We start from the raw sequence: 24,434 nt of genomic DNA, 5'->3' as shown, positions 1-24,434 counted from the left end.
TGTTTTACCAAAAACACTATCCCGATTTCGGGACTTTTACATACAAAATCTATGTTCGCAATTTTTGTTACACTAGTAAGAGGTTAATTTCCACTACAGGACTCGCTTTCCGCAGGGTGTGCGGTGAGCCCCCTCGTCGCCTCGCGACATTGAGTGGTCTCACCTGTCCCACTCATCCTGCAGGAGTCTCGTCCTTTCGCTGCAATTAACTATTCAATGAAGAATTCCGATAAATCCTCTCAGTTGCAACAATCATTTAGAAAAGATCAAAAAAACCGGCATCCCTAAAGCTGGTTTTGCCTTAAAAAGCCGGTATTATCTCGTATTTAAATCTCTTGTAACAGGTTCTGCTGAAAGTTCAGGGTTATTTTCACTGAGCATTGCCAGGAGTATGTCTTTGTCTGTTCTGCGTTCTAGCCAGAGTTCTCCTTCTTCTCGTCTCAGCATAACTGGCATCCTGTGATGATAGGTCCCCATAAACGAATTTGATTCCTTTGTTAATATCGAACACGTTATTTTTTCAACACCCGCACCAGCTGGACCTTGATTCCACCTGGACAAGATTCCTGCAAAAGCAAAAGGCTGGTTATCTTCCAATGTAAACTGATAAGGCTGTTTTTTATTGTCTTCTTTTACCCATTCGTAAAAGCCGCTTGCAGGGATCAGGCATCTTTTTTGATAGAAAGATTCTTTAAAGCTTGGCTTTTCTTCGATTGTTTCACTTCTGGCATTGATCAGTTTGTTGCCGATCTTAGGGTCATTCGCCCACTTCGGGATAAGCCCCCATTTCATATACCCTGCCCGATTACCTGTGCTGCCTTTTACAATAGCAAGCACATCCTGACTGGGAGCAATGTTAAATCGGTCTTCATAATCGAATTCATTTATTATATTAAAAGCATCAATGATAAAATCCTTGTCATAATATAGAAAGTACCTGCCGCACATTTTCCCCACTCCCTTTTAATGATGGATAAGCGGAAGAATACTGTAAAAACTATTCTTCAGGAGGCGATAGAAATGAAAAACCCTGTATCCATCTATTTAATAACACTTACTGCAATGATTGCGGTATTAATTGGCATTGACTGGTTTATGGGCACACCGCCTTTATCCGTCCTAAAACGATCATTTTTTTCATTTTTTAAATATGTGGATAAAGTCGAATTTTTCCTGGTGATCGTATTGCTCATTCTTCCAATTCTTACATTCATGTGGTCTAGCTGGATGAAGAAGAAGCAAAATGCTTAAGCTGCTTTTTTCTAATTAAGAATACAATAATAAAGATTGCAGGTAAAACAACCTGAAAGGGAATGTGTATAAAATGAGGCACAACATTCAATCCTTCATTAATATGTTCTACATAATTAGATGCAATCGCAATTGAAGATAAAATGACTACAACTCCTATCGGTCCGATGATCGTGGTTTCTTCCTTAACTCCAAATACATCCTGCGCGGCTTTTACAGATACATATAAGAAGACAGCAACCTTGAAAAATCCACCGATAATTAATGTAAATACAACTAATGCATCAAGTCTCTGAATAAATTCTCCGAGATTGATCTTCGCTACTGCTGCTAAAAGAGGGAAGTAAACATGGGTTGCGACGTGTCCGCCTAGAACTGCAATATCCATTGCGATCGTTGTACTTAATACCACACCGCTCACTCCCATCCCTAATAAACCTACCTTCAAAGCCTTATTTTTGTTTTTCACTTTTATATATGGGAGCAGCATTGTAAAAACTACCATCTCTCCGAACGGAAAGGTCGGTGTTACAGGGAAAGCTGCTTTTAATACAGGCATAACTCCACCTCCAAAAATAGGAAGCAAGTAGTTGTATTCCATCAGATCTGCCGATAATACCAATACCGCCAATGTAATCCCTACCAATGCAACCAAGCCAAAAAATATTTCTCCTGTCCGTACCAGGACCTCAAATCCAAGCTTTAAAACATACACGACCGTTGCAATCATTAAGGTGTTCACTACGATAATTGGTGTTTGTACAAAAACAGCTGACAGAAGCAAACTTCCGAAGTCACGCAACACTCTGGACGCAAGGTACAAAAAGTACAGCATATAGCAAAATCCAAAAAACTTCCCTAAGTACTTCCCGAATAGCACTTGTAAATATTGGGTCAAGGACATTTCAGGAAATTGTTTATACAGGAAGAAGTATCCTACAAACAAAATCATGCCTACAAACATACCAAACAATATAGCAATCCATGCATCTCTGCCAGCATTCATGCCTAGACCGACAAGAATGGCGCTCCCAAGTTCAAACAATACGATAAGAATAAAATACTGCTGAAGATCGATCTTATACGTTTTCATGAGGATTCAACCTCCTCCTTATTCTCTTGATTTTTCTCAAATAAAAATGGAGAAGTTCGAATTCCTGACCTTCTGATCCGCGAGTCCACTTTAACTTTGACCTGGATCTCAGGAAAAATCCGATTATAGTTCTTTTTATAAACGCTATTCCACATTTTAGGGTTTTCCCGGTATAGCAGTTCACCAAATCCTATTACATCACTGTTGAAATCTTGTGCAGACTTTATTGTTTTTGTTATTTCTTTTTCAATCACATTGTTGAACATTTTTTCAATTTTAAATATTTCAGATGGCTTTTCAAGATTTACCGGGCAATTTGTTTCCGCGATATTCGCCTCAGGAAAAACCTCAACATTTATTGTCGGAACATCTCCTTTGGCGGAAGCTGAGAGTTCGGTATTGGAACGGACAACTTCAATCGCATACCCTTTTTTATTGCCATTGCAAGGCACTGTTACAACGGAGCTTGCGATTTTTCCTCTTAACCAGAGAATGCCTCTTGCTTCAGGTCCATCGAGCCATCCTTTTAATTTACCTTTTTTAAAAACACCCATCCCTGAGACTTTTACTCTCGCGGGATCTCCTACTTCATAGTTCTTAGCTGTAACGGCGAGCTCTTTATCACCCGTAATTTCAATCCCGTTAATTAAAGGCTCTCCGCCTTCATTGATAATAGATTGAAGAATTTCATTTATATCCTGCTGAACATTTTCTCCCCAGGTTTTTTCAGATATTCTTAAGATTGCAGCCACTTCATCTGAAGTCACTTTATCTATAGCCGTAAACGTTCTTAATATTTTAGAAGGTGTTGTATTTCTTGCAATCAGAACCTGTATCGTAGATCGTACTTCCGGATCGCGCGACATCATATCAAGTGCTTCATAAATATTTTCTTTCGCTAGTTTCTCGCTAAATACAAGCATGCGGGCATGTGCAAAAAATAGACGGCGTGAAGTTTGTTTAGTAGCTTTTCTTGTTGCTTCCATCAAATTCTTTCCTTTTGTTTCATAAACCGTAAATACAGGCTGTTTTCCGCCGCCTCCACCGGAAACCCCAGGTGCAACTTCGGTTGGGTTCACTACCTGATAAGTGACGATCAGATTCCCTTTTTTATCTATATTGATCCCGATTCCCATCACGATTGAAAGCTCGTCTAGCTCATTCTGATCCCAGCACCCTGTCAGCAAGAGAAGACATAGGGAAAGAGGAATGAAACATTTCAAGAAACTCATCTTGTTGTTTCCTCCTCTCTCTTTTTCTTAACTGGATAAGGCAGAGTACGGGTTGTATTTTTTTTTGCCAGTTTTTTTGGCCGCTTAAATAAGTGAGTGATTGGAAAACGGAATAAGCTGTCCTTTAAGTCCTGTATTTGTATCGGTGCAAACGGACTTAAGTATGGAATTCCGAATGATCGCAGACTCGTTAAATGAGCAACGATTACGATTAGCGCAAGAGTTAACCCATAGAATCCAAACACAGAAGAGATAATCATCAAAGGAAACCGGAGTAAACGGGCTGATGTTGCGACAGCAAATGAAGGAATCGCAAAACTTGCAACAGCTGTAATTCCAACAACGATAACCATAGCAGGTGATACCAGTCCCGCCTGAACAGCTGCCTGCCCTAATACAAGTGCACCTACGATCGATACGGCTACACCAACTGCTCGGGGCATCCTTATACCTGCCTCACGTAATATCTCAAAAGTAATCTCCATAACTAGTGCCTCCGCTATAGCTGGAAAAGGGACGCCTTCACGCTGAGCAGCGATCCCAAAAAGCAATGTAGTAGGAATCATTGCCTGATGAAAAGTTGTAAGTGCGATATAAATGGATGGAGCGATTAATGAAATAATAAAAACGGAAAACCGAAGCAGTCTCAAAAAAGTACTGATGTCATATCTCATGTAATAGTCTTCGGATGATTGAAAGAACTGAATAAATTGCGTAGGTGCGATAAGGGAAAATGGTGTTCCGTTTACAATAATGCCTACCCGTCCTTCTAAAATATTTCCGATAACCACATCAGGTCTTTCTGTACTCATCAATTGCGGGAAAACAGTAAAAGTCTCGTCTTGTATGAATTCTTCGAGCTGGCCAGTTTCAAGTAGGCCATCCGTTTTTACCTGTGCAATCCTTTCTTTTATCTCCTCTACTATCAGAGGATTTACGATGTTATCCATATATATAATCGCTAAATCTGTTCTAGTGATATCACCGACTATAAACTTTTCAATACGCAAATCTGGAGATCTTACTTTTCTTCGGATTAATGAAATGTTTGTTTTCATTGATTCCGTGAATGCTTCTTTCGGACCGCGAATGACAACTTCAGATGTCGGCTCTTCAATGTTCCTCATTTTTCCGCCGTTAGTCCCCATCTTAAGGCCTTTCGTATTACCTTCGACTAAGAGGACACTTAATCCAGCAAGCAAGGCTTCGAGCATTTCTTCTTCAGTTTCGATATCAAGAACTCTGCCTAAAGCAAGTGCATTCTGCTTAATGTAATGAAGTGCATGATTTACGGGAACGGGAGATGATTGTTTTTCAGATGTAAGACTCATCAATGGTTCCAATATAAATTCACTTAAGAGCTGTGTATCGTTCATTTCTTCCAGAAATATGAGAGTTGCTGTTACTTTTTGTTCGAGTTCGAATTCAAATTCCCGGATAATGAGATCCGTCGGATTGCCAAGACGGGTTTTAATTCTATCAACATTGATATGTAAGGCTGGGCTCAATTCTCCTTCTTTCACTGGTTGCTGCTGATCATTGGATTCACCATTTTGACCTTCTATAGAACCTGACATCGTTTGAAGAGAAGAACTTTCGCCGGCTTTTTTATCCGCAATCATATCAGATAGTTTTTTGTGGGTTTTGATAATTGGGCGTTTTCTTCTATTCCGCATAACCATCCGCCTTTTTTTCAATCTTTTCTTATCATTTGCGGAACGGTCATTGGTTATGTAAATTTACAGCACAAAAAAGCCCCTAATTCGTTTTTTTCAACAAATTAGGGGCTTAAAACAATTAACAAGATTAATGCCAGGGTTCTGTATCCCTGGCTGGAAAAAGGTTAACTTTATTATATCACCTTATTTTCATTTTGCGAATCTTAACATCTATAATTTTTAAAAATATATCTTTATGCTCAAATTGAATCCCATGGCTTTTTTACACCGAATTCTTTTGCTAACTTTTTGCTTTCTTCACGGCGTTTTTTTCTTGCAATCGCTCGTTCTGGTGCATGTTCATGCAGCCATTTCTCTTCTTCTGTTTCAGGTATGACTTTTGGCACAGGTGTAGGCTTTCCATCCTCTCCCATGGCTACAAACGTTAAAAAAGAAACGGCGCACACTTTACGATCTCCAGTTAATAGGTTCTCTGCGATGACTTTCACGAAAACCTCCATCGAAGTGGTTTTCGTCCAAGTCACGAACGATTCTAAGCAAACGGAATAACCTTCTTTAATTGGTTGTAGAAAGTCCACTGAATCAGTAGAGGCTGTAACAACATGTTTGCGTGCATGACGAATCGCAGAAATGGCAGCAACATCATCAATATAAGCCATAAGCTTGCCGCCAAAGAGCGTTCCATGATTGTTTAAATCAGGTGGCAGAACAACTGAAGATTTAACTGTTCGTGACTCGCGTACATATTTCTTTTCCATAATCTAAACTCCTATCCCATTCAGGTCATTGATAGTATATGATTATTAAGTCTGTTTACGCAAACTTTGTTGCTCTTGAAAGTGGTTGATTTCCGTTTCAGGATGCTTCGCTTTCCGCGGGGCGTGCGGTGAGCTCCCTAGGCTAATCAAGCCTTCAGGGGTCTCACCTGTCACGCTGATCCCGCAGGAGTCTCGCACCTTACACTCCAATCAACTTATCAATGAAGGCATTTCAAAAAATTATTCAAAAATACAATCTTTTAGAGAGAAAAGCCTTAATTAAAAATAGTAAAAGACCTCTGCTTTTTTTCCTGGGCACAGAGGTCCTTAAACAATGTTGTATTCGTAAACTTTGTTGCTTTGTAAGAGGTTAATTTCCGCTACAGAACTCGCTTTCCGCAGGGTGTGCGGTGAGCCCCCTCGTCGCCTCGCGACATTGAGTGGTCTCACCTGTCCCACTCATCCTGCAGGAGTCTCGTCCTTTCGCTCCAATTAACTATTCAATGAAGAAGTTTCCACGAAATCTCTCAGATGCAACAATCTTTTAGAATAGAGCGTTAAACAAAAGACTATTTTTTCACAACAGCATGTCCGCCGAACTCATTACGCAGTGCAGCAACTACTTTACCGTGGAACGTGTCATCTTCTAATGAACGGAAGCGCATGAATTGTGAAAGTGCGATAACAGGAGCTGATGCCTGATAATCAAGTGCAGCTTCAATTGTCCAGATCCCTTCACCCGATGAGTTCATAACACCGCGGATATCTTCCAGGTTAGGCTGTTTGCTGAACGCATTCTCCATCAATTCAATGAGCCAGCTTCGGATAACAGATCCGTTGTTCCATACTCTCGAAACAGCCTCATAATCATAATCAAAATCACTCTTGTCCAGGATTTCAAATCCTTCACCGATCGCTTGCATCATACCGTACTCAATACCGTTATGAACCATCTTTAAGAAATGGCCAGAACCAGCGCGGCCTGTTATTAAGAAACCTTTTTCAACGCAAATTTTTTCATAGAGTGGAGCAAGATAATTTACTGCATCATCATCTCCGCCCATCATCGCGCAAAGACCGTAGCGAGCTCCATCTGTTCCGCCGCTAGTACCAACATCAACAAAGTGAATACCATCAGCCTTTAACTCTTCGTAACGGCGCAGTGTATGCTTGTACATGGAGTTCCCAGCATCAACAATAATATCCCCTTCTGTAAGGTGCGGTTTAAGCTCGTTGATTACTTGGTCAACAATTTCACCTGCCGGTACAAGAAGAATGACAGCCTTTCTCCCTGAGAATGAGTTCGCGAGCTCTTCTACTGATTCTACTCCTTTAACCCCTTGTTCAGAAATCTCTTTAACTGTGTCTTTGTTAACATCAGTAGCGATAACGGTATAGCCTTTATCGTTCATGTTCAATGCCATATTAAAGCCCATTTTACCTAGGCCGATTAATCCGATTTCCATTGTTCTTATCACTCCATTTTATGTATTTCGTACTTTTTGGTATTATTCCACAAAATAAAGGCTCTTAACCTTTACTTGCAACACTGTCTACTACCTTATCGAAAAATGATCAAAAAAACAATTATTTAATCATGTTTTACGGGTGTTTTCTCTATTTTACAAGGAATCTGATTACTCTCAGGGTTTTGCCTAATAGAATCGCGTTTGTCCACATAATCATCGCAACAGTCAGTGAAAAATCTTAAAAAAGTAACAGGGGACAGACCCGGGTCTGTCCCCTGTTACTTTTTACACTTTTGCAGTTTTTGTTCTTCTGCCTTTTGTTGATTAATCTTAATCCTCAAACCATAGGATGCCAAGAGTGCCTGCTCCCACGTGTACTCCGATCGCGGGACTCAGCTGTCCCAGGTTAATCGTTATGTCTGGATATTTTTCTTTTAAAAGGTGCAGCCAATCTTCTGCTTTTTCAGATGAACCGCTATAAATGACACTTACTCCATTTACAGATGTTCGTGCTGCTGCCTCATCAAACAGAGCAAGTACACGCGACTCTGCTTTTTTTAGTGTTCTTATTTTTTCAAAAGGTACAAGTGATCCATCATCAAATGTCAGGATAGGTTTGATCTGCAGGAGGTTTCCAACCAAGAAACTTGCACCAGATAATCTGCCTCCACGTCTCAGCTGCTCTAAACTTCCGATGCACACATATCCTTTAACGTGATCTGCAGATTCTCTCATTCGTGAAGCGATTTCTTCTGGAGCAAGTCCTTCTTCTTCTAATCGTTTTCCTTTTAAAACAAGCTGTTTCATAGCTTCAGAAGTGATTTTCGAATCTACGATATGTACAGGGAAATCTGCCATATCTGCTCCAAGCCTGGATCCGTTAATCGTACCACTGAATTTCTCTGATACGTGTACAGCGATTCCACAGTCATAATCGTGCTTAAGCACTTCATAGAAATCAGAAAACTCACCAACAGTTGGCTGGCTTGTTTTCGGAAGTTCGGTAATTGTTTCCAATTTTGTATAAAATTCATCTGGTGTAATGTCAACACCATCCTTGTATACCTCTTCTTCCATAATAACCGATACTGGTATAATATGTATGCCAAGCTGCTTCGCTTCTTCCTGTGTAATACAGCTTGTACTGTCTGTAATCCAAGCAATACGTGCCATCTTTCTTCCCCCTTTTTTCTCTCTTTTTCTATTAGATATTCATGAAAGAATTCCTCTTTTATGACAGGAATATATTTTTATTGCTAAATTAAATCTATATTTCAATAGTTTAAATACTAGCGCAGAGATACACATTGGGAACTAGATACTTTATACTACATATTAATGGAACTTATCGGAAATTTATATTAAAATAGGAGTAATGTAAGCTAAGGAGGCAGTACTGTGAAAGTGGTAGCAGATAGTAGAAATGTTTTAATAGAAGTAGAGCGTATAGAGAAGGCTTTTGTAGAAATCATGGACGTGTTAAAACCCGAAATTTGGGAAGAAGAAGAGATTACCTCTACTCAGTTTCAAATTTTGAAAACACTTTCTACTCGTGAAAAGTGGACCGTTTCTGAAATTGCCGACGCTATGAAAGTTCGTGCAAGTGCTACTACCGTCATCATTGACAGACTTGTTAAAAGAGGATTAGTTGACCGGTATCGTTCGGAATTAGATCGAAGAATCGTCTATGTTCATCTGAATCAAGCTGGTTTAGATGCATTCGAGATGATTCAGGAAAAAAGAAATGGTGTTTTATCAAAATACATGTCACAGCTTACGGATAAACAGCTGGCTGACATGGTTGAATGTATCGAACATCTTTCTTCCATCGTAAAAAACTAATACTTCGAACACCCTGCCCCAACCAATAATCGCAGCTTAGTCTTACTACTTTTCATACTATACACTTAACACGTTATCTGAAATGGATAACGTGTTATTTTGTTTTCAAGCTATTATTTCGACTTTATTCGGTGAAACACTAACAATTCAGTAATTATGTACGATATAAAATACAACCGAGTAGTACAAAAGTTTGAATACAACAAATAGGGGTCAAACATGTCAAAGATAAAAAGATTAGAGAGACTATTACTTTCTATTAATACTAAAAAACAATTTACCTTAAAAGAATTAGCGGTAGAATTTCAAGTTTCTACCCGTACCATACAGCGTGATCTAATAAGACTTATGGAGATGGGATTGCCGATCATTTCTGAGTTTGGTCCACATGGCGGATACCGGATTGAAAACGATCGGATTCTTCCGCCTATCGGATTTACTGAGATGGAGGCTTCTGCAATATTATATGGTCTTCACTCATATGAGGCAGAAAGTTTCCCCTTTCAAATTCAAAGCAGATCTGTCTCTAATAAACTTCTTCAATACTTGCCAGCAGATGCTAAAGATAACTGGGAGCACGTTCAAAAACGCCTTTCTGTTCAACTTCCCATTCCCGAGCAAAGTTTGCATGCACCAGTAATGCTTGAAGCTGCAATAAAACAAAAAATCGTTACTGTTCTTTATCATATACAAGATTCCAAGACATATTGCAACATCCAGCCTATAGGTATCTACAATGAAAATGGAGAGTGGTTCTGTCCAGCCTATTGCTACTCACTGACAGATTTTCATGTATTTAACCTTTCAGATATCCACCAAGCTGTGATTAATTATGAACCAATGGATATAAAAGACTTTACTGATATTACAATCCATAACTGGGCAGCAAAGATTACTCCGCGTTCCTATTTAGAGCTTGTTGCTGAAATTGCACCTGAAAAAACGGATTACTGCATCTCACATCCATTCCTTAAGCAGTTTATCGTTAAACTTGAAGATGGCACCATCATGCTAAAGGGTCGTGTTTTATTGAATCACATAAATAAAATAGCAGACTATTTGTGGTTATTAAAATCAGATATAACCATTCATTCACCCGATGAAATAAAGGCGATTCACGCTCGCTGGGCGAAAGAAATCTCAGCAAAAAATGAACTTATTTTAAATATGTAATCAAATTGATACATATTTTTCCTCTTTTAGGCGTATACTATAAGTAGAACAGAAAAGGGGGATATCTATGGCTTTTTTTTCAAAACAACCTGCAGAGCCGATTCCAGACGTAGAAACGAAGGTTTGGGCATGTTCGAGTGACGGTTGCTCATGCTGGATGCGCGCTGACTTTTCTTTGCAAAAAGAACCTCAATGCCCCATTTGTAAATCAGCAATGAATGAGGAAATCCGAATGCTTCCTGAACTCAAAAGCTAATGAAATAAATAGAAAACCTGCCGGGTATAGCCCGGCTTTTTCTATTCCCTTATTTGGACAAATCCCTTCAATCTCTTATACATTTAAGCTTAAAGTGTTTAACTTATAAAACATCCGGGTACGATTTATATACAAGCAAAAAAGGAGGAATTGATTATGCATAACGAAAATACACACACAACACATACTACAACAGCGGAGCCGGTATTTACACATTCCGATTTCCAAACACGTGAAACTTATGATAACAAAAAAGGTTCTGGATCAGGTTTTACAACTGGACTTGTAGTCGGGAGTTTAGTAGGTGCTGCTGCAGCACTTTTATATGCACCAAAGAAAGGTAATGAGTTCAGAAACGATTTGCGTGACACTTCTATCAAACTTAAAGAGCGTACAATGCAAAAGAAAGACGAAACGATGCTAAAAGCTAAGCTAGGCCAGATGGACGCAAAAGATGCTGTTGAATCTATGAAAGACAAATCAAGCAGCATGTCAGTTTCTGCCCGACAAAAGCTGCAGGAAGCAAAAAATACGGTTAAAGAAGCTAAGAGCGAAACAAAAACAGCGATCGATGAAGCAAAAAAGGAAGCTGAAAGAGACGGATACAGTACTCAATCTTCAACAAAAACAACAGCTGTAGTAAAACCCCGTACAATGACAGGAACAGACTCCACTTCCTATGAGAAGAAACAAAGTGATATAAATAATAAATTTTGATGTAAATAAAAAGCCGGACGCGATGTCCGGCTTTTTTCTTATGTTTTAAGCTCTTTCCTAATGGTTCATACCTCAAGGCCCATTTTTGATAGGTTGTTGCTTTTAATAAATAGTTTTTTTGTACTATGCTTCTTCGACTAGTTGATAGGAGTGGAAGGTGTGAGACTCCTACGGGATCAGCGGGACAGGTGAGACCATTCAATGTCGCAAGGCGACGAGTGGGCTCACCGCACGCCCCGTGGAAAGCGAGCACCCTGAAACGGAAATCAATTACTTTCAAGGGCATAAAAGATTACCAAAACAGCATTCTAAAAGATCTATCCTTTCAATAACCTGAGCCCGTTTAAAATGACAAGTATTGTACTCCCTTCATGTCCAATCACCCCAAAAGGCAGTGTCAGAACCTGAAAGTAATTTGCAAACAGCAAGAATAGTATGACACCAATCGAAAATACAATGTTCTGTTTAACGATTTTTGATAACCGCTCTGATAAACTCATGGCATATAACAACTTGCTAAGATCATTCTTCACTAGAACAACATCTGCTGTTTCAATCGCGGCGTCACTTCCCATTCCCATCGCGACACCGACATCCGCAACTGCCAGAGCAGGAGCATCGTTCACACCATCACCGATCATAGCCACTACAGCCGAGCGCTCTTTCCATCTCATGACCGTATTCACTTTATCTTCAGGCATGCAGGAGTAGCCCACTTCATCTACTTTTGCGAGCCTTCCTATCATTTCGGCTCCGCGTTTGGAATCACCAGTTAACATCAGAGTTAATATTTGCTTTTGTTTCAGAGCCTCAATAGCATCAATTGTCTCATCGCGAACGGTATCCCCTATTAAAAAGTACGCCGCAAGTTCATCATCAGCGGTGACATATACCACCGTCTGACCAGTAACTTCATTATTTTCCGTTAGATCCGCGATTAACTTTGACTCTTTTTTATCATTTATACCTGTCAGTTCCCTGCTGCCGATCTTCCAATGAATACCTGCAGCTTCCGCCTTAACACCTAAGCCTGGGATATCTTCATATGAAATGATTTCTTTCTCGTTATCCTTATAGTCCGGTTCTAATTTGTTTAATATCGCTTTTGCTAATGGATGAGTACTGTTTTTTTCTATCGTATAAATGATCGGGATCAAGATTTCTTCTTTTATTGAAGGATGGACGTACTTTACCGCCGTCACGGATGGATTACCTTCTGTAAGAGTTCCTGTTTTATCAAATGCAATCACGTTAACCATACTTAGCTTCTCAAGGAACACACCGCTTTTAAAAAGAATCCCTTGCTTGGCTGCATTTGAAAGTGAAGCCAGCAATGCCGGCATAGTCGAGGCAACAAGTGCACATGGTGATGCTACAACCAATAACACACACGCTCGGTATAACGATTCTGAATAACTCCATATTCCCGTCGAACCAGGTACTAGCACCGTTAATGCTGCAGCTAGTAGTACAAATAAAACATATTTCGCTTCAAATTCTTCTATCTTCCTCTGAACCGGTGGTGCTTCGCTCTGAGCCCTGTTTACAAGGTCAATCATTCTTTGAAAAACTGAATCTTTCATATGCTTCGTTACGGAAATCTCGAGAAGTCCTGTTTGATTTAGTGTACCCGCCAATACTTCTGATGAGGGCTCAATCTCTTTTGCAAATGATTCACCTGTTAAAGCTGATTCGTTAACAAATGACTTTCCCTTCAGCACGACGCCATCTGCTGGAATTCTTTCTCCAGGTTTTACTTTAATCACATTACCAGGTTCTAGACTGGATGCATTTACCCGAGATTCTTTATCTCCTGAGATAAGCCATGCTTCTTCAGGCTGTAGGGAAATCAGTGACTTGATTTCTTTATCGCTTTTTTGAAGCGTGTAACTTTCGAGCGCACCAGAATATGCAAAAATCAGTATGAGGACAGCTCCTTCTCCCCAATAGCCAATGGCAGCCGATCCAATCGCTGCAAACATCATTAATAGTTCAACATTCAGCTGCTTTTCCTCGATACTTCCTTGTATGCCTTCAACTGCCTTTGCATAACCTCCAACAATAAAAGCCAGTATATAGAACAGTACAAAGAATGGTGACTGGGTATACGTTTCGACCAGCCAGGCGGATAGAATTAAAAATCCGGCCGTGGTAGCAAGTATAAGCTGAGTCCGTGCAGAGAGTTCCATTTAACTTCCCTCCTACGTATTGATAATAACAATCATCCTCATTACCCTTATAAAAGCAGAAATGCTGCCGTCTAAACGACAGCAGCCTGAAAACTATCCAATATTCGGTTCCTAGCCCTACTATTCTATGTGGGACCTTTAATAAATGTTACACATAAATTGTTATTTTTATTATACTTGTTTATTTCAAAGAATGAAATAAAAGTCGCTATCTGAAAGTGGTTGGTTTCCGCTTCAGGAGCTCGCTTTTCGCGGGGTGTGCGGTGAGCCTCCTTGACACTAAGTGTCATTAGGAGTCTCACCTGTCCCACTGATCCCGCTGGAGTCTCGCACCTTACGCTCCAACCAACTTTCAATGAAGCATTCAAAAAACAGCAAGCTTTTAGTAATGACCTACAAGCTAAATCTACAAAGGAAGATTTCTTTTCTTAAAGACAATTAAACTCCCACCGAATAAAAGGATCGCAGCCAGCCCAAGCATCGAACCGGTTAACATGGCATCCGTTTCATTATTAATCATTTTAATCGGGTCATACAATTTGAATATCGTAAAGTTCATTAGCCACTCCGTTTCTTCACTCAGCTTTCCGGCCATATTCAGCATATAAAAGAACAGGGTTAACCCGGCAGAAATACCAAGCGCCTTTTTCTCATCATTAAACGAAGATGAAATGAAGAAAGAATATCCGGCGATCACCAGAAAAATGAGGAACGTTAAAACATTAAGTGTAATAAATGATGCAATATCAAGCTCATAACCTGATATCAACCATTCACTTGCGGCAATACCGCTTAGTGTTGTAAAAGCAACAATCAATCCAAGCCCCGTAATGATTACTGCAGCTTGAGTAGCAGCAACTTTAAGCCTGGAATTAGGTGTCGCAAGCAAATATGCCATTGAACCTTGATCCACTAGGCGCGCCATTAAACGGGTAGAGGTTAGGATGACATAGATCATAAGAATGATTAAAAACAGCATACCGTAAAATTCGCCTGCAATATAATCAGCCAGTGAGTTGATCCCATTTTCCATGCCGATCAGCTTGCGCATTCCTTCTGGCAGTGCATTAATCATGTCGTTAAATCCCTTCATATCAGCAATTGAAGGATAAATCCATATGATCAATACGATATAAGCGACTGCACCGTATATGAAGCCTCCGAGCATTTTCGCATGGCTTTTCATCATCGAAAAGTAGAGTGGCCAGCTCATTTCGCCACTTCCCTTCTGTCATAATAGTGCATGAAGATATCTTCCAGATCCTGCGGTCTCGTATCAACGTGCTCCACTTCACACCTGCTTAGCAATTGAATAAATTCCTGGTCGTTCCCCTGAACAGTTACATGAATCGTCTTTTTCCCCATAATCTCAGTTTGGAGTTTGGATTGATGAATGGTTTCAATATCTAATTCATATTTTACTTTCACTTCGAATATCCGCCTTTGCACGGTTCTTAGTGAATGGATATCTTCTAATGCGACAAGCCTGCCATCTTTTATAATTCCCGCTGAATCACACGTGCGCTCAATCTCTTGAAAGCTGTGCGATGACATCAGGATCGTTTTGTTCTTCTGTTTTTCTTCTAAAATTAAGTCAATGAATACACGCTGCATGAGCGGATCAAGCCCTGAAGTAGGTTCGTCTAAGATCAGTACCTCTGGATCGTGCATGAAGGCTGCAATGATTCCCACCTTTTGCTTCATCCCTTTTGACATTTTGCGAATAGGTGTTTTTACATCCAGCTGAAACCGCTCGATCAGCTCATCTCTTTTTTGAGTCATTTTATGTCTTCTCATTTTTTGCATAAGGGTTAAAAAATCTAGCCCATTCATTCCTTCTAAAAAGACAATTTCTCCGGGCAGGTATCCGATCAGCTTTTGAACTTCAGCTGATTTTGTCCAGCAATCCTGATCATTGATACTGGAACTTCCGTCATCCGGTTTCATAAAGCCCATTAAATGGCGGATCGTTGTAGACTTGCCTGCTCCGTTCGGTCCGATATAGCCAAATACTTCACCTTTTTTTACTTCAAAATTCAAATCAAACAAGCCTTTTTCAGGTGTAAAACGTTTAGTAAGCTTTTTAACTTTTATCATAAAATACACCCTCTTTTTGAAATATTTATATGCTTATATTTCAAAATTATCATATAACTTGTAAAACATTTTAGCAAGAACTTTTTGAAATATGAAGTTTGTTATTTTTCAAAAAATGTTTTATCCTATTATTGAGGTGAAGTATTTTGAATGGATATGAACGCCGAAAAGAACAAAAGAAAACAGATATTAAAAAAGCAGCTTTTACCCTATTTCAGCAGCAAGGCGTTAAAGATATTAAAATCGAAGACATCGCTAAGGAAGCAGGTGTTTCGCAAGTTACTATCTACAATCATTTTGGCAGCAAGGAAGCCTTATTCAGGGAAGTTATTAAAGATTACACCATTGAACAATATGAATTTCATAAAGAATTGTTTGATAAAGACATCTCTTTTCTCGAAAAAATGAAGACAAGCATTCTTCATAAAACGAAGCAAATAGCCAATATTCATCCTGAGGTCATAAGAGAAATGATGTTAGTTGACGAGGAATTAAGATCATATTTAACGGATTTTCAAACGTCGCATGCCATCCCGATGATTATGCAATTAATCAAGGACGCGCAGAAAACGGGAGAAATCAATCCGGAACTGTCAGAACAATCGATCATGGTATATATCCAGCTTTTTAATAACGACATGCTCATATCGTTGATTACCGGAGAAAACGGAAATAAATTAGCCTCGGATATCTTTCAAATGTTCTTTTATGGATTGTCACAACCGAAGGAATAGACAAACGCAGAAATCATCAGGTTAATTTACAAGATTTGGGCTTGAATCCACGAGCTTCAGCCTCGAATCCACGAGTTTACCTACCGATTTCAGCAACATATGATTAAATAAGGAGGCTTTTTAATGTTTGTAGTTAATGTTGAAGCTGCAGTATTTAAAGATGATAGATGGCTCATCATCCAGAGGAGTTTAAAAGAGGAGCACGCTGCAGGAGAGCTCTCTCTTGTCGGCGGACAAGTTGAAGATGAAGGGAATTCTTCAGATATACTCGAACGCACTGCTATTCGCGAGGTGTTTGAAGAAACAGGTGTGTTCGTAAAAGATACACTACATTATGTACATAGCACTTCTTTTATTTCGAATTCAGGAAAAAGAGTAGTAGATGTTGTTATGTTAGCGGAGTATGAAAGTGGAGATGCACATTCTAAAAGTGAAGACGAAGTTGAAGGTGTTTTTTGGTATACAACAGACGAAGTGATGAATAATATAAACACTGGACCTATTTTAAAAGAAAGCATTAAAAGAGCTCAACGTATAAAAGAACAAGTTCATAACAAGATCTTATAAGAAGCTTTCAACAGGAAAGCTTTTTTTGCTGCTTACAATATTTTTATTAGGGAAATGTAAAAAGAAACAATGAGCCAGTAAAAGTTTTGTAAATTATTCATTACAATTCATTCTTTTTCGACAAAAACTCTCATTTTTTTGTATAATGTGTTGGGTGGTTAAAAAAGACAAAAAATAACTGCCTATATAAAGGTTAAAGAAAAAGGATAAAAGACATTTCTTTTGGAGGGTACTTATGTTTACAAAGAAAAAGGATAAGTTTGCTGTAATGCTAACTGATATTGCGAGCAATCTTAAAGAATCTGCTGGTTATTTTTACGACTTCAAGATCAATAACGAAAATGACTTGCGTGAGTTTGCTGACCATTTGAAAGAACTTGAGTCAAAAGGCGATTCTTATGTTCATACCGTTATCATGGAACTGAACAAAGTATTTATTACACCAATTGAAAGAGAAGACATTTTATCACTTGCTATGAGCATGGATGATATTTTAGATGGCATCGAACAGGCTTCTGCCCTATTTGACATTTACACCATCACAAACCCTGATGAATACATGGTTAAGTTTGTTGAAAACATTAAATTAAGTGCAGATGAGATTTTGCTGACAGTAAATCTTCTTGCTGATAAAAAACTTCTTGATATGCGTGAACATGCTATCAAGATTAAAGATTATGAATCAAAATGTGACGATCTTTATCGCGAAGCACAGCGTCAATTGTTTGCAACTGAAACGGATCCAATCAAAGTAATTAAGTACAAAGAAATGTATGATGTACTTGAAGGCATCGCCGACAGCTGCCAGAACGTTGCAAACACACTAGAATCCATTATCATGAAAAACGCGTAACGGGTATTTGTTATGGAATTTGATTCTATTTTAATCCTTACTATTCTCGTTGTTATCGGTGCACTAGCGTTTGATTTTATCAACGGTTTCCATGATACAGCAAACGCAATTGCAACATCGGTCTCAACAAAAGCCCTAACACCTAGAAAAGCCATTCTATTGGCTGCTGTCATGAACTTTGTCGGAGCTATGACGTTTACAGGTGTAGCAAAAACGATTACGAAAGATATCGTGGATCCATTTACTCTTCAAAACGGATCAGTAGTAATTTTAGCCGCTCTAATAGCGGCAATCGCATGGAACTTGATCACGTGGTACTACGGAATTCCAAGTTCTTCATCACATGCGATCATTGGTTCAATTGCTGGTGCTGCAATTGCGGCAGCGGGCTTTGAAGCTCTGCATTATTCCGGATTCCTTAAAATTATTTATGGATTATTGCTTTCTCCAATATTGGCATTTGCAGTTGGATTTGTATTTTATCATGCAATTAAACGTATCTTTAAAAATGCTAATTTAACAAAAACAAACAATAATTTCCGAAAAGTTCAAGTGATAACGGCCGCCTTCCAAGCCTATTCACATGGAACGAACGATGCTCAAAAGGCGATGGGTATCATTACTATGGCTTTGATCGCGAACGGCTACACAGATAGTACAGATATTCAGTTATGGGTACAGGTTTCCTGTGCTCTTGCAATGGGACTTGGAACTTCAGTCGGTGGATGGAAGATTATCAAAACAGTTGGCGGAAAGATTATGAAGATCCGTCCAGTTAACGGTGTTTCTGCTGATTTAACGGGTGCTTCAGTAATCCTTGGTGCATCAGTTCTTGGGATTCCTGTTAGTACAACTCATGTAATTACATCTTCTATTCTAGGTGTTGGTGCTTCTCATCGTTTAAGAGGCGTTAAATGGGGAACTGCTAAGACCATGTTAATCACGTGGTGTATTACATTACCAATTTCAGCAACACTTGCCGCATTATCATATTTTGTATTAAATTTATTTTTCTAGATAAGAAAAGAAGCCGGGAAACCGAGCTTCTTTTTTTTATGATTTGATGGAGCTATTCGATAGCAGGCTTGATCCAAATCTTTCTGAAATCGGCCCACCCGAATGTGTTCATGGAAACATTCTTCAGGCTAGCCGGGAAATTCTTTTTCCTGTATGTATGATAACTGTTTAGAACAAGTCTCCTCTCATGCAGATAATGTTCAATTTCGTCCATGTAACCTTTTTGTTTATCCTCATCTTCTTCGTCCATGAGAAGGTCGACAATTCGCTGAATGTGCTCTTCTTCTTGCCCTGCCAAAAAACGATTAACGAAACTTGCTTTATGTTTAAAAAAATTTATAAAAGCAAGTACAATATTGTTCTCAAACATCTCACCCATAATAATCATATCTGAGTTTGCTGTCACTTCCTCTTTATAATATTCTGTGAGTGGAAAAGGGTGAAGCATCAGATTCAGACCGATTGATTTTGCTCTCTTCTTAAGCCACATTGCATCTTCATTGCTGTATTTCATATCAAAAAAACTTACTTTAAGGATCTCACCGTTATAGCCTGATGCATGAAGGGATTCTGCAGCCTGTTTCAAAGTTTTTTCAGAAGGTGGATTCTCAAGACTCTTTTCTGGAAAAAGACTTGTTGCGGCTAATAGCTTGTCTTTCTTTAGCTCTTTTATCATCAAATGAATATCAAACAAATGGTAGATGGCATTTCTGAAGTGCCATTTATGAACGATAGAATCTTTGTTTAGGTTAAACGTGATATAGTTGCTGCCCATCTGCAAAAGGTCTACAGCTTCACCAATCTGTTCATTCTCCGATTCCGGCAGTTCATAATGAAGATCTACTTTTGTATTCTCCGGAATCTGCCAGATCTCAATCCGGTCAAGCCATGCTCTTTCTTTAAAATAATGAGTATTCGCCTCTAATATGAGGACATCATCTCGAAAGTCCGTGACGGAGAACGGGCCGGTTCCGACCAATTCCGCTTCATCTTCAGGCTGAACAGCCATAGAGATCGAACTCATAAAATGCAGAAACATCCTGGTTTTTCTTTTCAGGCAGAATTGGATCGTATAAAGACCAATGCACCTAACATCTAATACAAGTGCTGTCTGCCATTGACATGGCGAGTTCGCGTTCTGGTCTTTTAACCTTTGAAAGGTATAAAGTACATCTTTAGAAGTCATGTGTTTGCCATTGTGGAACATAACGCCTTTTCTTAAGTAAAAGGTAATCGTTCTTCCGTCTGCTGATACATCGTAATCATGTGCCAGATGAGCGGTAAATACTTTTTCCTTCTCATCATATTGCAGAAGCGTATCATAAATCTGCCGGGCAAAGTGTGATTCAGAGGATACAGAAACAAAGGCTGGATCCAGTGTGGATAGTTTTCGTGTCATCGGGATCTTCAGAACATCTTTCGTCGTTTCGGGTCCTTTCTCTTGATAGCCAAAATAAGTGTTGAGCGTGTGGTGAAGTTCTTCTTTAATATCCTCTGGAAGATTTTCTTTTAAAAGATTAATAGCCGCGTTCACGTCCTCTTTCTGCAGCATTTGATGAAAAATCTCAAGAAGTCCTGTACGCATATCTTTATGGAAAGTAAGAGTTGAAGCATTGCCTCTCCCCCTCCCCGGTTGCCAAGTAAGCCAGTTTTCTGCCGCCATCCGCTTTAAAAGAATCTTTATATTCCGCTCCGTACAGCACAAAACATCAGCAAGTTCCTGAACGGTTATCTTCATTGTATCTGTAAAGTCATTTTCTTTTTGATGCAGCCGAAGACTCACATAATAGTCCAGCAGTTTCATAGGGTTACCTCCTAATTATTAAAAGGGGAAATAATAATAAAAAGTTTACCCTTTTTCTTCTCCTTTTTCTAGATAAAATTGGAAATAAGGAGAGTGACTTTTATGGGGTTTAGCGAATTACACCGGAATATAAAGATCCGGATCATAACATCCTTTTTAACGCGAATTGTTGGCACGATGATATTTCCATTCATGGCGATCTACTTTTCTATGAAGGTCGGCCAAGTAATGGCTGGTATTCTTTTGATCGTCAATGTGCTAGTTTCACTATTTGTTAGTTTTTATGGAGGATATATTGCCGACCGAATAGGCAGAAAAAAAGTGATGGTAACTGCACAAGGCATACAGGTAGCTGCATTTGCTGTAATGGCACTGGCGAATTCGCCTTTTCTTGATTCAGTCTGGCTGACATTTTCTATGATGTTAGTTTCAAGTGTCAGCTCTGGACTGATGAATCCTGCAGCTGAAGCAATGCTGATCGATGTGAGCACACCGGAAAACCGGAAATTCATGTACAGTTTAAATTATTGGTCTATTAATTTATCAATTGCTTTAGGAGCTATCGTCGGCGGATTGCTGTTCAAATCTCACCGGTTCGAGCTGTTTTTAGTGCTTACCTTTGTTTCTGTTTTCACATGGATTCTTGTTACGTATTGGATGACCGAGTCGTTTGAATCAAAACGTGCTGCGGTTAGTTCAGAAAAGCGAAATGTCTTGCGTGACGTAATTGAAAACTACCGGTCTGTCATGCATGATAAAACATTCATGCTCTATGTAGCCGGCAGCATCTGTATTATGTCGTTAGAGTTCCAGATGCATAACTATATCGGTGTCCGGTTAGATCAGGAGTTTGAAGTGCGCACTCTAACCTTCTGGAACGGCTTTTCGTTTGAGATGACAGGTATTAGAATGCTGAGCTGGCTATCTACGGAAAACACGGTGCTTGTCGTTCTATTAACGATCTGGCTCACAAAACAGATGAAACGGTTCAATGATATGAAAGTCTTCTTTATTGGGTTGTCTCTATATACCGCCGGCTACGCTGTCGTTGGTGCATCCAACTCTATGAGTATTCTGATGAGTGCAGTTCTTCTCTACACGATTGGTGAGCTTCTTTACGTTCCAATCCGCCAGGCCTTCTTGGCAGATTTGGCTGATGAGACGAAGAGAAGTTCGTATATGGCGATGAACGGGCTTGTTTTTCAAGCGGCAAAAATCGCTGGTTCTCTGGGGCTAACAATCGGAGCATTTTTACCGTCATGGACAATGGGAAGTTTGTATTTATTGTCAGGTGTAATGGGCATGTTCCTGTTCCAGATGGCATTTACCCGGTTTTATACTAGTAAAACTGCCGTGAAGGCAACAGCTTAAGGAGGAATTGGAATGAATCCGCTTATTGCGAAAGAACCGGAAAATGTACCTGAATTAACGAAGAAGCAGATTGACTGGCTTACTGATATAGTTTTTTATTATGATCACAAGCCAGAACCGTGTGAAGCTGTGTTTGTCTTTGGCGGAACGCATCGCGGACATTGGGAAAAAGCGATTGAAGCTTATCATACTGGATTAAGCAGCACGTTTGTTGTTACGGGCGGAGTGAGTCCGACCGGAACAAAGCATGCAGGATGGAAAGACAGAACGATTCCAGAATCACTCGTAATAACGAGAAAAATGATTGAAGCAGGTGTACCAGAGGAATGTATTCTTTATGAAGAGACATCCAGAAACTCTGCTGAAAATGTTGCCCATGCGCTTGATGTATTTGATTTTACAATGGTGAAATCTCTGCTTGTTGTAAGTAAAGCACATGGTGCTGGAAGGCAGATTCGGACATTGCAGAAATACTTGCCAGAGGAAACCAGGTTTATTTCATATGGATTCCCTGCTGTTTACAACGGTGAAGGAATCAGGCGTGATAACTGGCACCTGACACATGAAGGAAGATCTCGTGTTTGGGGTGAGTATCTGCGTATTTGCAAGTATGGTGATGAAGGCCACTTAAGAGGCATTCCTGTGGAAGAAAGATTACTATAAAGAAAAGCCCTTCACTCATAACCTGAGTTGAAGGGCTTTGTTCTTATTTTCCAGAGAGGCTTTGTCCGCAAATATTGTTGGTCTTGGAAGTGGTTGATTTCCGTTTCAGGATGCTCGCTTTCCGAGGGGCGTGCGGTGAGCCCCCTAGGCTAATTAAGCCTGTAAGGGTCTCACCTGTCACGCTGGTCCCGCAGGAGTCTCGCACCTTACATTCCAATCAACATATTAATGAATGCAATTTAGAAAATTACTCAAAAGCAACAAACTCTTAGCAATGAGCCTTTGAAAAACCTGATTACGCGCCTTTTTGCTCTTTTAACGGAGAAACTTTCTTTGTAAGCCAGTTCTTCCCTTCAACGAGCCGCGCGGTCATCATGCTTGCAACATTATCGCCCGTTGCGTTCAGCAATGTTGCAGGCGGGTCAATAATAGCAGAAATCGCTGCAATGATAGGGAGAGCCTCAACCGGGAAACCAAACAACGAAAGAATCAGCATCTCAGCAATCAGCCCGCCTTGAGGAATCGCCCCCATTACCATTCCTACTAAGAGCGCTACCGCACCTACCAGGAAGTATGTGTCGATTCCTGAGAAATCCATCCCGAAGATACCGAATAGGAATGTGATTTTAAGTACGCCGCCAATGACAGAACCGTCTTTATGAAGCGTTGCACCAAGAGGGATTGTTGTTTCTGCAATATCATCAGGAACTCCCATCTTTTTCGTTGCTTCTAAGTTAACCGGAATACTGGCAGCTGAACTGCATGTAGCAAGACTTGTAACAGACGGAGAAAGCATGTTTTTCCAAAACGTTCGGATACCAAGCTTTCCATGTGCCATCCAAGCATAAAGCGTAAAGAATCCAAAGAAATAAATAATAGAGAATGGATAATAAAATAGTACTGCTTTAAAATAGGAACCGAGCAAAGTTGGTCCGAATTCTCCAACTAGTGCCGCAAAGTAAGCTCCTAGCCCGATTGGTGCATAATACATGACGTATTTCACCATCTGCAGGGTTACTTCACTTCCCGCTGTGAGGAAATTCGCAAGAGGCTTAGCCTTCTCTCCCACTTTTGATGTAGCAAGCCCTAATAATACAGAAAAAAGAATAAGTGCAAGCATGTTCGCACGGCTTAACAGATCAACAAAATCAGGGACGGTAACCGTGCTGACTAATTGATCACCGATCGAAACATCTTCATTTGCTGCCTCAGGTTTTACAAGATCAATATTTACACCTTCAGATGGTGGAAACAGTTTGATTCCTGCCATACTTGTAACAGCTGCAATTGTACCTGTTAAAGTGAAAACGATCAGCATTGAGCTTATAATCTTACCAAATCGTTTTGCTCCAGCCATGTTCGCGACGCTCGCTGAGATTGAAAAGAAAACAAGCGGAACAACGATCATGAACATAACATTTAAAAATAAGTCCCCAAACGGCTTAAGAACCGCCGCATCCTTGCCCATCACAGAACCGATCACACTTCCGATAATAATCGATATGAGTAAAATGATCGGAGAACGATAAGCTTTCCACGTATTTTTCATAAAACTACTCCCCTTACTAGATTCATTGTCACTCTATCTATTTTATACGGAAATATTTTTTTGCATAGAGGGGAGATAAAAAGATAGGGGGACAGACCCGGGTCTGTCCCCCTTCTTTTG

At 39.8% G+C, this 24,434-nt stretch carries 23 protein-coding genes; 11 read left to right on the top strand and 12 right to left on the bottom strand.

All coding sequences use genetic code 11. From position 1 onward, the window contains the following. Positions 1–315: 315 nt before the first annotated feature. Positions 316–948: an SOS response-associated peptidase gene (locus ACFQ4X_RS04435; RefSeq protein ID WP_379833345.1), complete on the bottom strand. Its 633-nt coding sequence runs from the start codon at positions 946–948 to the stop codon at positions 316–318. A 72-nt stretch (positions 949–1,020) separates the two neighbouring features. Between ACFQ4X_RS04435 and ACFQ4X_RS04430 the strand changes: the two genes are divergently transcribed. After that, complete coding sequence (locus ACFQ4X_RS04430) at positions 1,021–1,251, top strand: hypothetical protein (protein ID WP_379833344.1); 231 nt, start codon at positions 1,021–1,023, stop codon at positions 1,249–1,251. Here ACFQ4X_RS04430 and ACFQ4X_RS04425 read toward each other — a convergent pair. The 6 genes from ACFQ4X_RS04425 to ACFQ4X_RS04400 all read right to left on the bottom strand — a co-directional run bounded on the left by ACFQ4X_RS04425 (position 1,220) and on the right by ACFQ4X_RS04400 (position 8,655). Further along, the gene (locus ACFQ4X_RS04425) at positions 1,220–2,344 is read right to left on the bottom strand and encodes a GerAB/ArcD/ProY family transporter (protein ID WP_379833343.1); all 1,125 of its coding nucleotides are present in this window, start codon (positions 2,342–2,344) and stop codon (positions 1,220–1,222) included. The two genes, ACFQ4X_RS04430 and ACFQ4X_RS04425, sit on opposite strands and share 32 nt — an antisense overlap. After that, positions 2,341–3,576, bottom strand: coding sequence for a Ger(x)C family spore germination protein (locus ACFQ4X_RS04420; RefSeq protein ID WP_379833342.1), 1,236 nt, complete (start codon positions 3,574–3,576; stop codon positions 2,341–2,343). Before ACFQ4X_RS04420 ends, ACFQ4X_RS04425 begins: the two co-directional genes overlap by 4 nt. Further along, the gene (locus ACFQ4X_RS04415; RefSeq protein WP_379833341.1) at positions 3,573–5,252 is read right to left on the bottom strand and encodes a spore germination protein; all 1,680 of its coding nucleotides are present in this window, start codon (positions 5,250–5,252) and stop codon (positions 3,573–3,575) included. Before ACFQ4X_RS04415 ends, ACFQ4X_RS04420 begins: the two co-directional genes overlap by 4 nt. Positions 5,253–5,494: 242 nt before the next feature. After that, positions 5,495–6,013 (bottom strand): acyl-CoA thioesterase, encoded by a 519-nt coding sequence (locus ACFQ4X_RS04410; RefSeq protein WP_379833340.1) that lies wholly within the window; start codon positions 6,011–6,013, stop codon positions 5,495–5,497. A 569-nt stretch (positions 6,014–6,582) separates the two neighbouring features. Beyond that, positions 6,583–7,479: a phosphogluconate dehydrogenase (NAD(+)-dependent, decarboxylating) gene (gnd, locus tag ACFQ4X_RS04405; protein WP_130296030.1), complete on the bottom strand. Its 897-nt coding sequence runs from the start codon at positions 7,477–7,479 to the stop codon at positions 6,583–6,585. 333 nt (positions 7,480–7,812) lie between these two features. Further along, on the bottom strand, positions 7,813–8,655 hold the full coding sequence (locus ACFQ4X_RS04400; protein WP_379833339.1) for a DegV family protein: 843 nt from the start codon (positions 8,653–8,655) through the stop codon (positions 7,813–7,815). A gap of 225 nt (positions 8,656–8,880) precedes the next feature. Here ACFQ4X_RS04400 and ACFQ4X_RS04395 point away from each other — a divergent pair, with 225 nt between their 5' ends. From ACFQ4X_RS04395 to ACFQ4X_RS04380, 4 genes are all read left to right on the top strand, one after another. Next, complete coding sequence (locus tag ACFQ4X_RS04395; protein WP_379833338.1) at positions 8,881–9,324, top strand: MarR family winged helix-turn-helix transcriptional regulator; 444 nt, start codon at positions 8,881–8,883, stop codon at positions 9,322–9,324. A gap of 219 nt (positions 9,325–9,543) precedes the next feature. Further along, on the top strand, positions 9,544–10,497 hold the full coding sequence (locus tag ACFQ4X_RS04390; RefSeq protein WP_379833337.1) for a helix-turn-helix transcriptional regulator: 954 nt from the start codon (positions 9,544–9,546) through the stop codon (positions 10,495–10,497). A gap of 67 nt (positions 10,498–10,564) precedes the next feature. After that, positions 10,565–10,753, top strand: coding sequence for a cold-shock protein (locus ACFQ4X_RS04385; protein WP_066288434.1), 189 nt, complete (start codon positions 10,565–10,567; stop codon positions 10,751–10,753). A gap of 156 nt (positions 10,754–10,909) precedes the next feature. Continuing rightward, on the top strand, positions 10,910–11,470 hold the full coding sequence (locus ACFQ4X_RS04380; RefSeq protein ID WP_379833336.1) for a YtxH domain-containing protein: 561 nt from the start codon (positions 10,910–10,912) through the stop codon (positions 11,468–11,470). A gap of 317 nt (positions 11,471–11,787) precedes the next feature. On the opposite strand, the gene ACFQ4X_RS04375 is transcribed toward ACFQ4X_RS04380, so the two are convergent. From ACFQ4X_RS04375 to ACFQ4X_RS04365, 3 genes are all read right to left on the bottom strand, one after another. Then, complete coding sequence (locus tag ACFQ4X_RS04375; RefSeq protein ID WP_379833335.1) at positions 11,788–13,659, bottom strand: heavy metal translocating P-type ATPase; 1,872 nt, start codon at positions 13,657–13,659, stop codon at positions 11,788–11,790. Between the two features lie 406 nt (positions 13,660–14,065). Next, entirely contained in the window at positions 14,066–14,872 is an 807-nt protein-coding gene (locus ACFQ4X_RS04370; RefSeq protein WP_379833334.1) for an ABC transporter permease, read from the bottom strand. After that, complete coding sequence (locus tag ACFQ4X_RS04365) at positions 14,869–15,756, bottom strand: ABC transporter ATP-binding protein (protein ID WP_379833333.1); 888 nt, start codon at positions 15,754–15,756, stop codon at positions 14,869–14,871. Before ACFQ4X_RS04365 ends, ACFQ4X_RS04370 begins: the two co-directional genes overlap by 4 nt. A gap of 146 nt (positions 15,757–15,902) precedes the next feature. Between ACFQ4X_RS04365 and ACFQ4X_RS04360 the strand changes: the two genes are divergently transcribed. The 4 genes from ACFQ4X_RS04360 to ACFQ4X_RS04345 all read left to right on the top strand — a co-directional run bounded on the left by ACFQ4X_RS04360 (position 15,903) and on the right by ACFQ4X_RS04345 (position 18,927). Beyond that, positions 15,903–16,490, top strand: coding sequence for a TetR/AcrR family transcriptional regulator (locus ACFQ4X_RS04360; RefSeq protein ID WP_379833332.1), 588 nt, complete (start codon positions 15,903–15,905; stop codon positions 16,488–16,490). Positions 16,491–16,613: 123 nt separating this feature from the next. Continuing rightward, positions 16,614–17,057 carry an NUDIX hydrolase gene (locus ACFQ4X_RS04355; protein WP_379833331.1) on the top strand — a complete coding sequence of 148 codons (444 nt, stop codon included), beginning with the start codon at positions 16,614–16,616 and terminating at the stop codon, positions 17,055–17,057. Positions 17,058–17,292: 235 nt separating this feature from the next. Then, positions 17,293–17,910 (top strand): DUF47 domain-containing protein, encoded by a 618-nt coding sequence (locus ACFQ4X_RS04350; protein WP_379833330.1) that lies wholly within the window; start codon positions 17,293–17,295, stop codon positions 17,908–17,910. Between the two features lie 12 nt (positions 17,911–17,922). Continuing rightward, entirely contained in the window at positions 17,923–18,927 is a 1,005-nt protein-coding gene (locus ACFQ4X_RS04345) for an inorganic phosphate transporter (protein ID WP_379833329.1), read from the top strand. A 52-nt stretch (positions 18,928–18,979) separates the two neighbouring features. Here ACFQ4X_RS04345 and ACFQ4X_RS04340 read toward each other — a convergent pair whose 3' ends face one another. Next, positions 18,980–20,731, bottom strand: coding sequence for an ABC transporter substrate-binding protein (locus tag ACFQ4X_RS04340; protein WP_379833328.1), 1,752 nt, complete (start codon positions 20,729–20,731; stop codon positions 18,980–18,982). 102 nt (positions 20,732–20,833) lie between these two features. On the opposite strand from ACFQ4X_RS04340, the gene ACFQ4X_RS04335 reads away from it, so the two are divergent. After that, positions 20,834–22,102, top strand: a complete 1,269-nt coding sequence (locus tag ACFQ4X_RS04335; RefSeq protein WP_379833327.1) for an MDR family MFS transporter — start codon at positions 20,834–20,836, stop codon at positions 22,100–22,102. Positions 22,103–22,114: 12 nt separating this feature from the next. Then, entirely contained in the window at positions 22,115–22,765 is a 651-nt protein-coding gene (locus tag ACFQ4X_RS04330) for a YdcF family protein (protein ID WP_379833326.1), read from the top strand. Positions 22,766–23,060: 295 nt separating this feature from the next. On the opposite strand, the gene ACFQ4X_RS04325 is transcribed toward ACFQ4X_RS04330, so the two are convergent. Continuing rightward, on the bottom strand, positions 23,061–24,314 hold the full coding sequence (locus ACFQ4X_RS04325; RefSeq protein WP_379833325.1) for a dicarboxylate/amino acid:cation symporter: 1,254 nt from the start codon (positions 24,312–24,314) through the stop codon (positions 23,061–23,063). Between the last annotated feature and the right edge of the window lie 120 nt (positions 24,315–24,434).

The sequence above is a fragment of the Fictibacillus halophilus genome (assembly GCF_042680145.1).
Lineage (GTDB): Bacteria > Bacillota > Bacilli > Bacillales > Fictibacillaceae > Fictibacillus > Fictibacillus halophilus_A.
The sequence above is the reverse complement of the archived record's forward strand: the minus strand, read 5'-3'. Positions and strand labels throughout refer to the sequence as shown.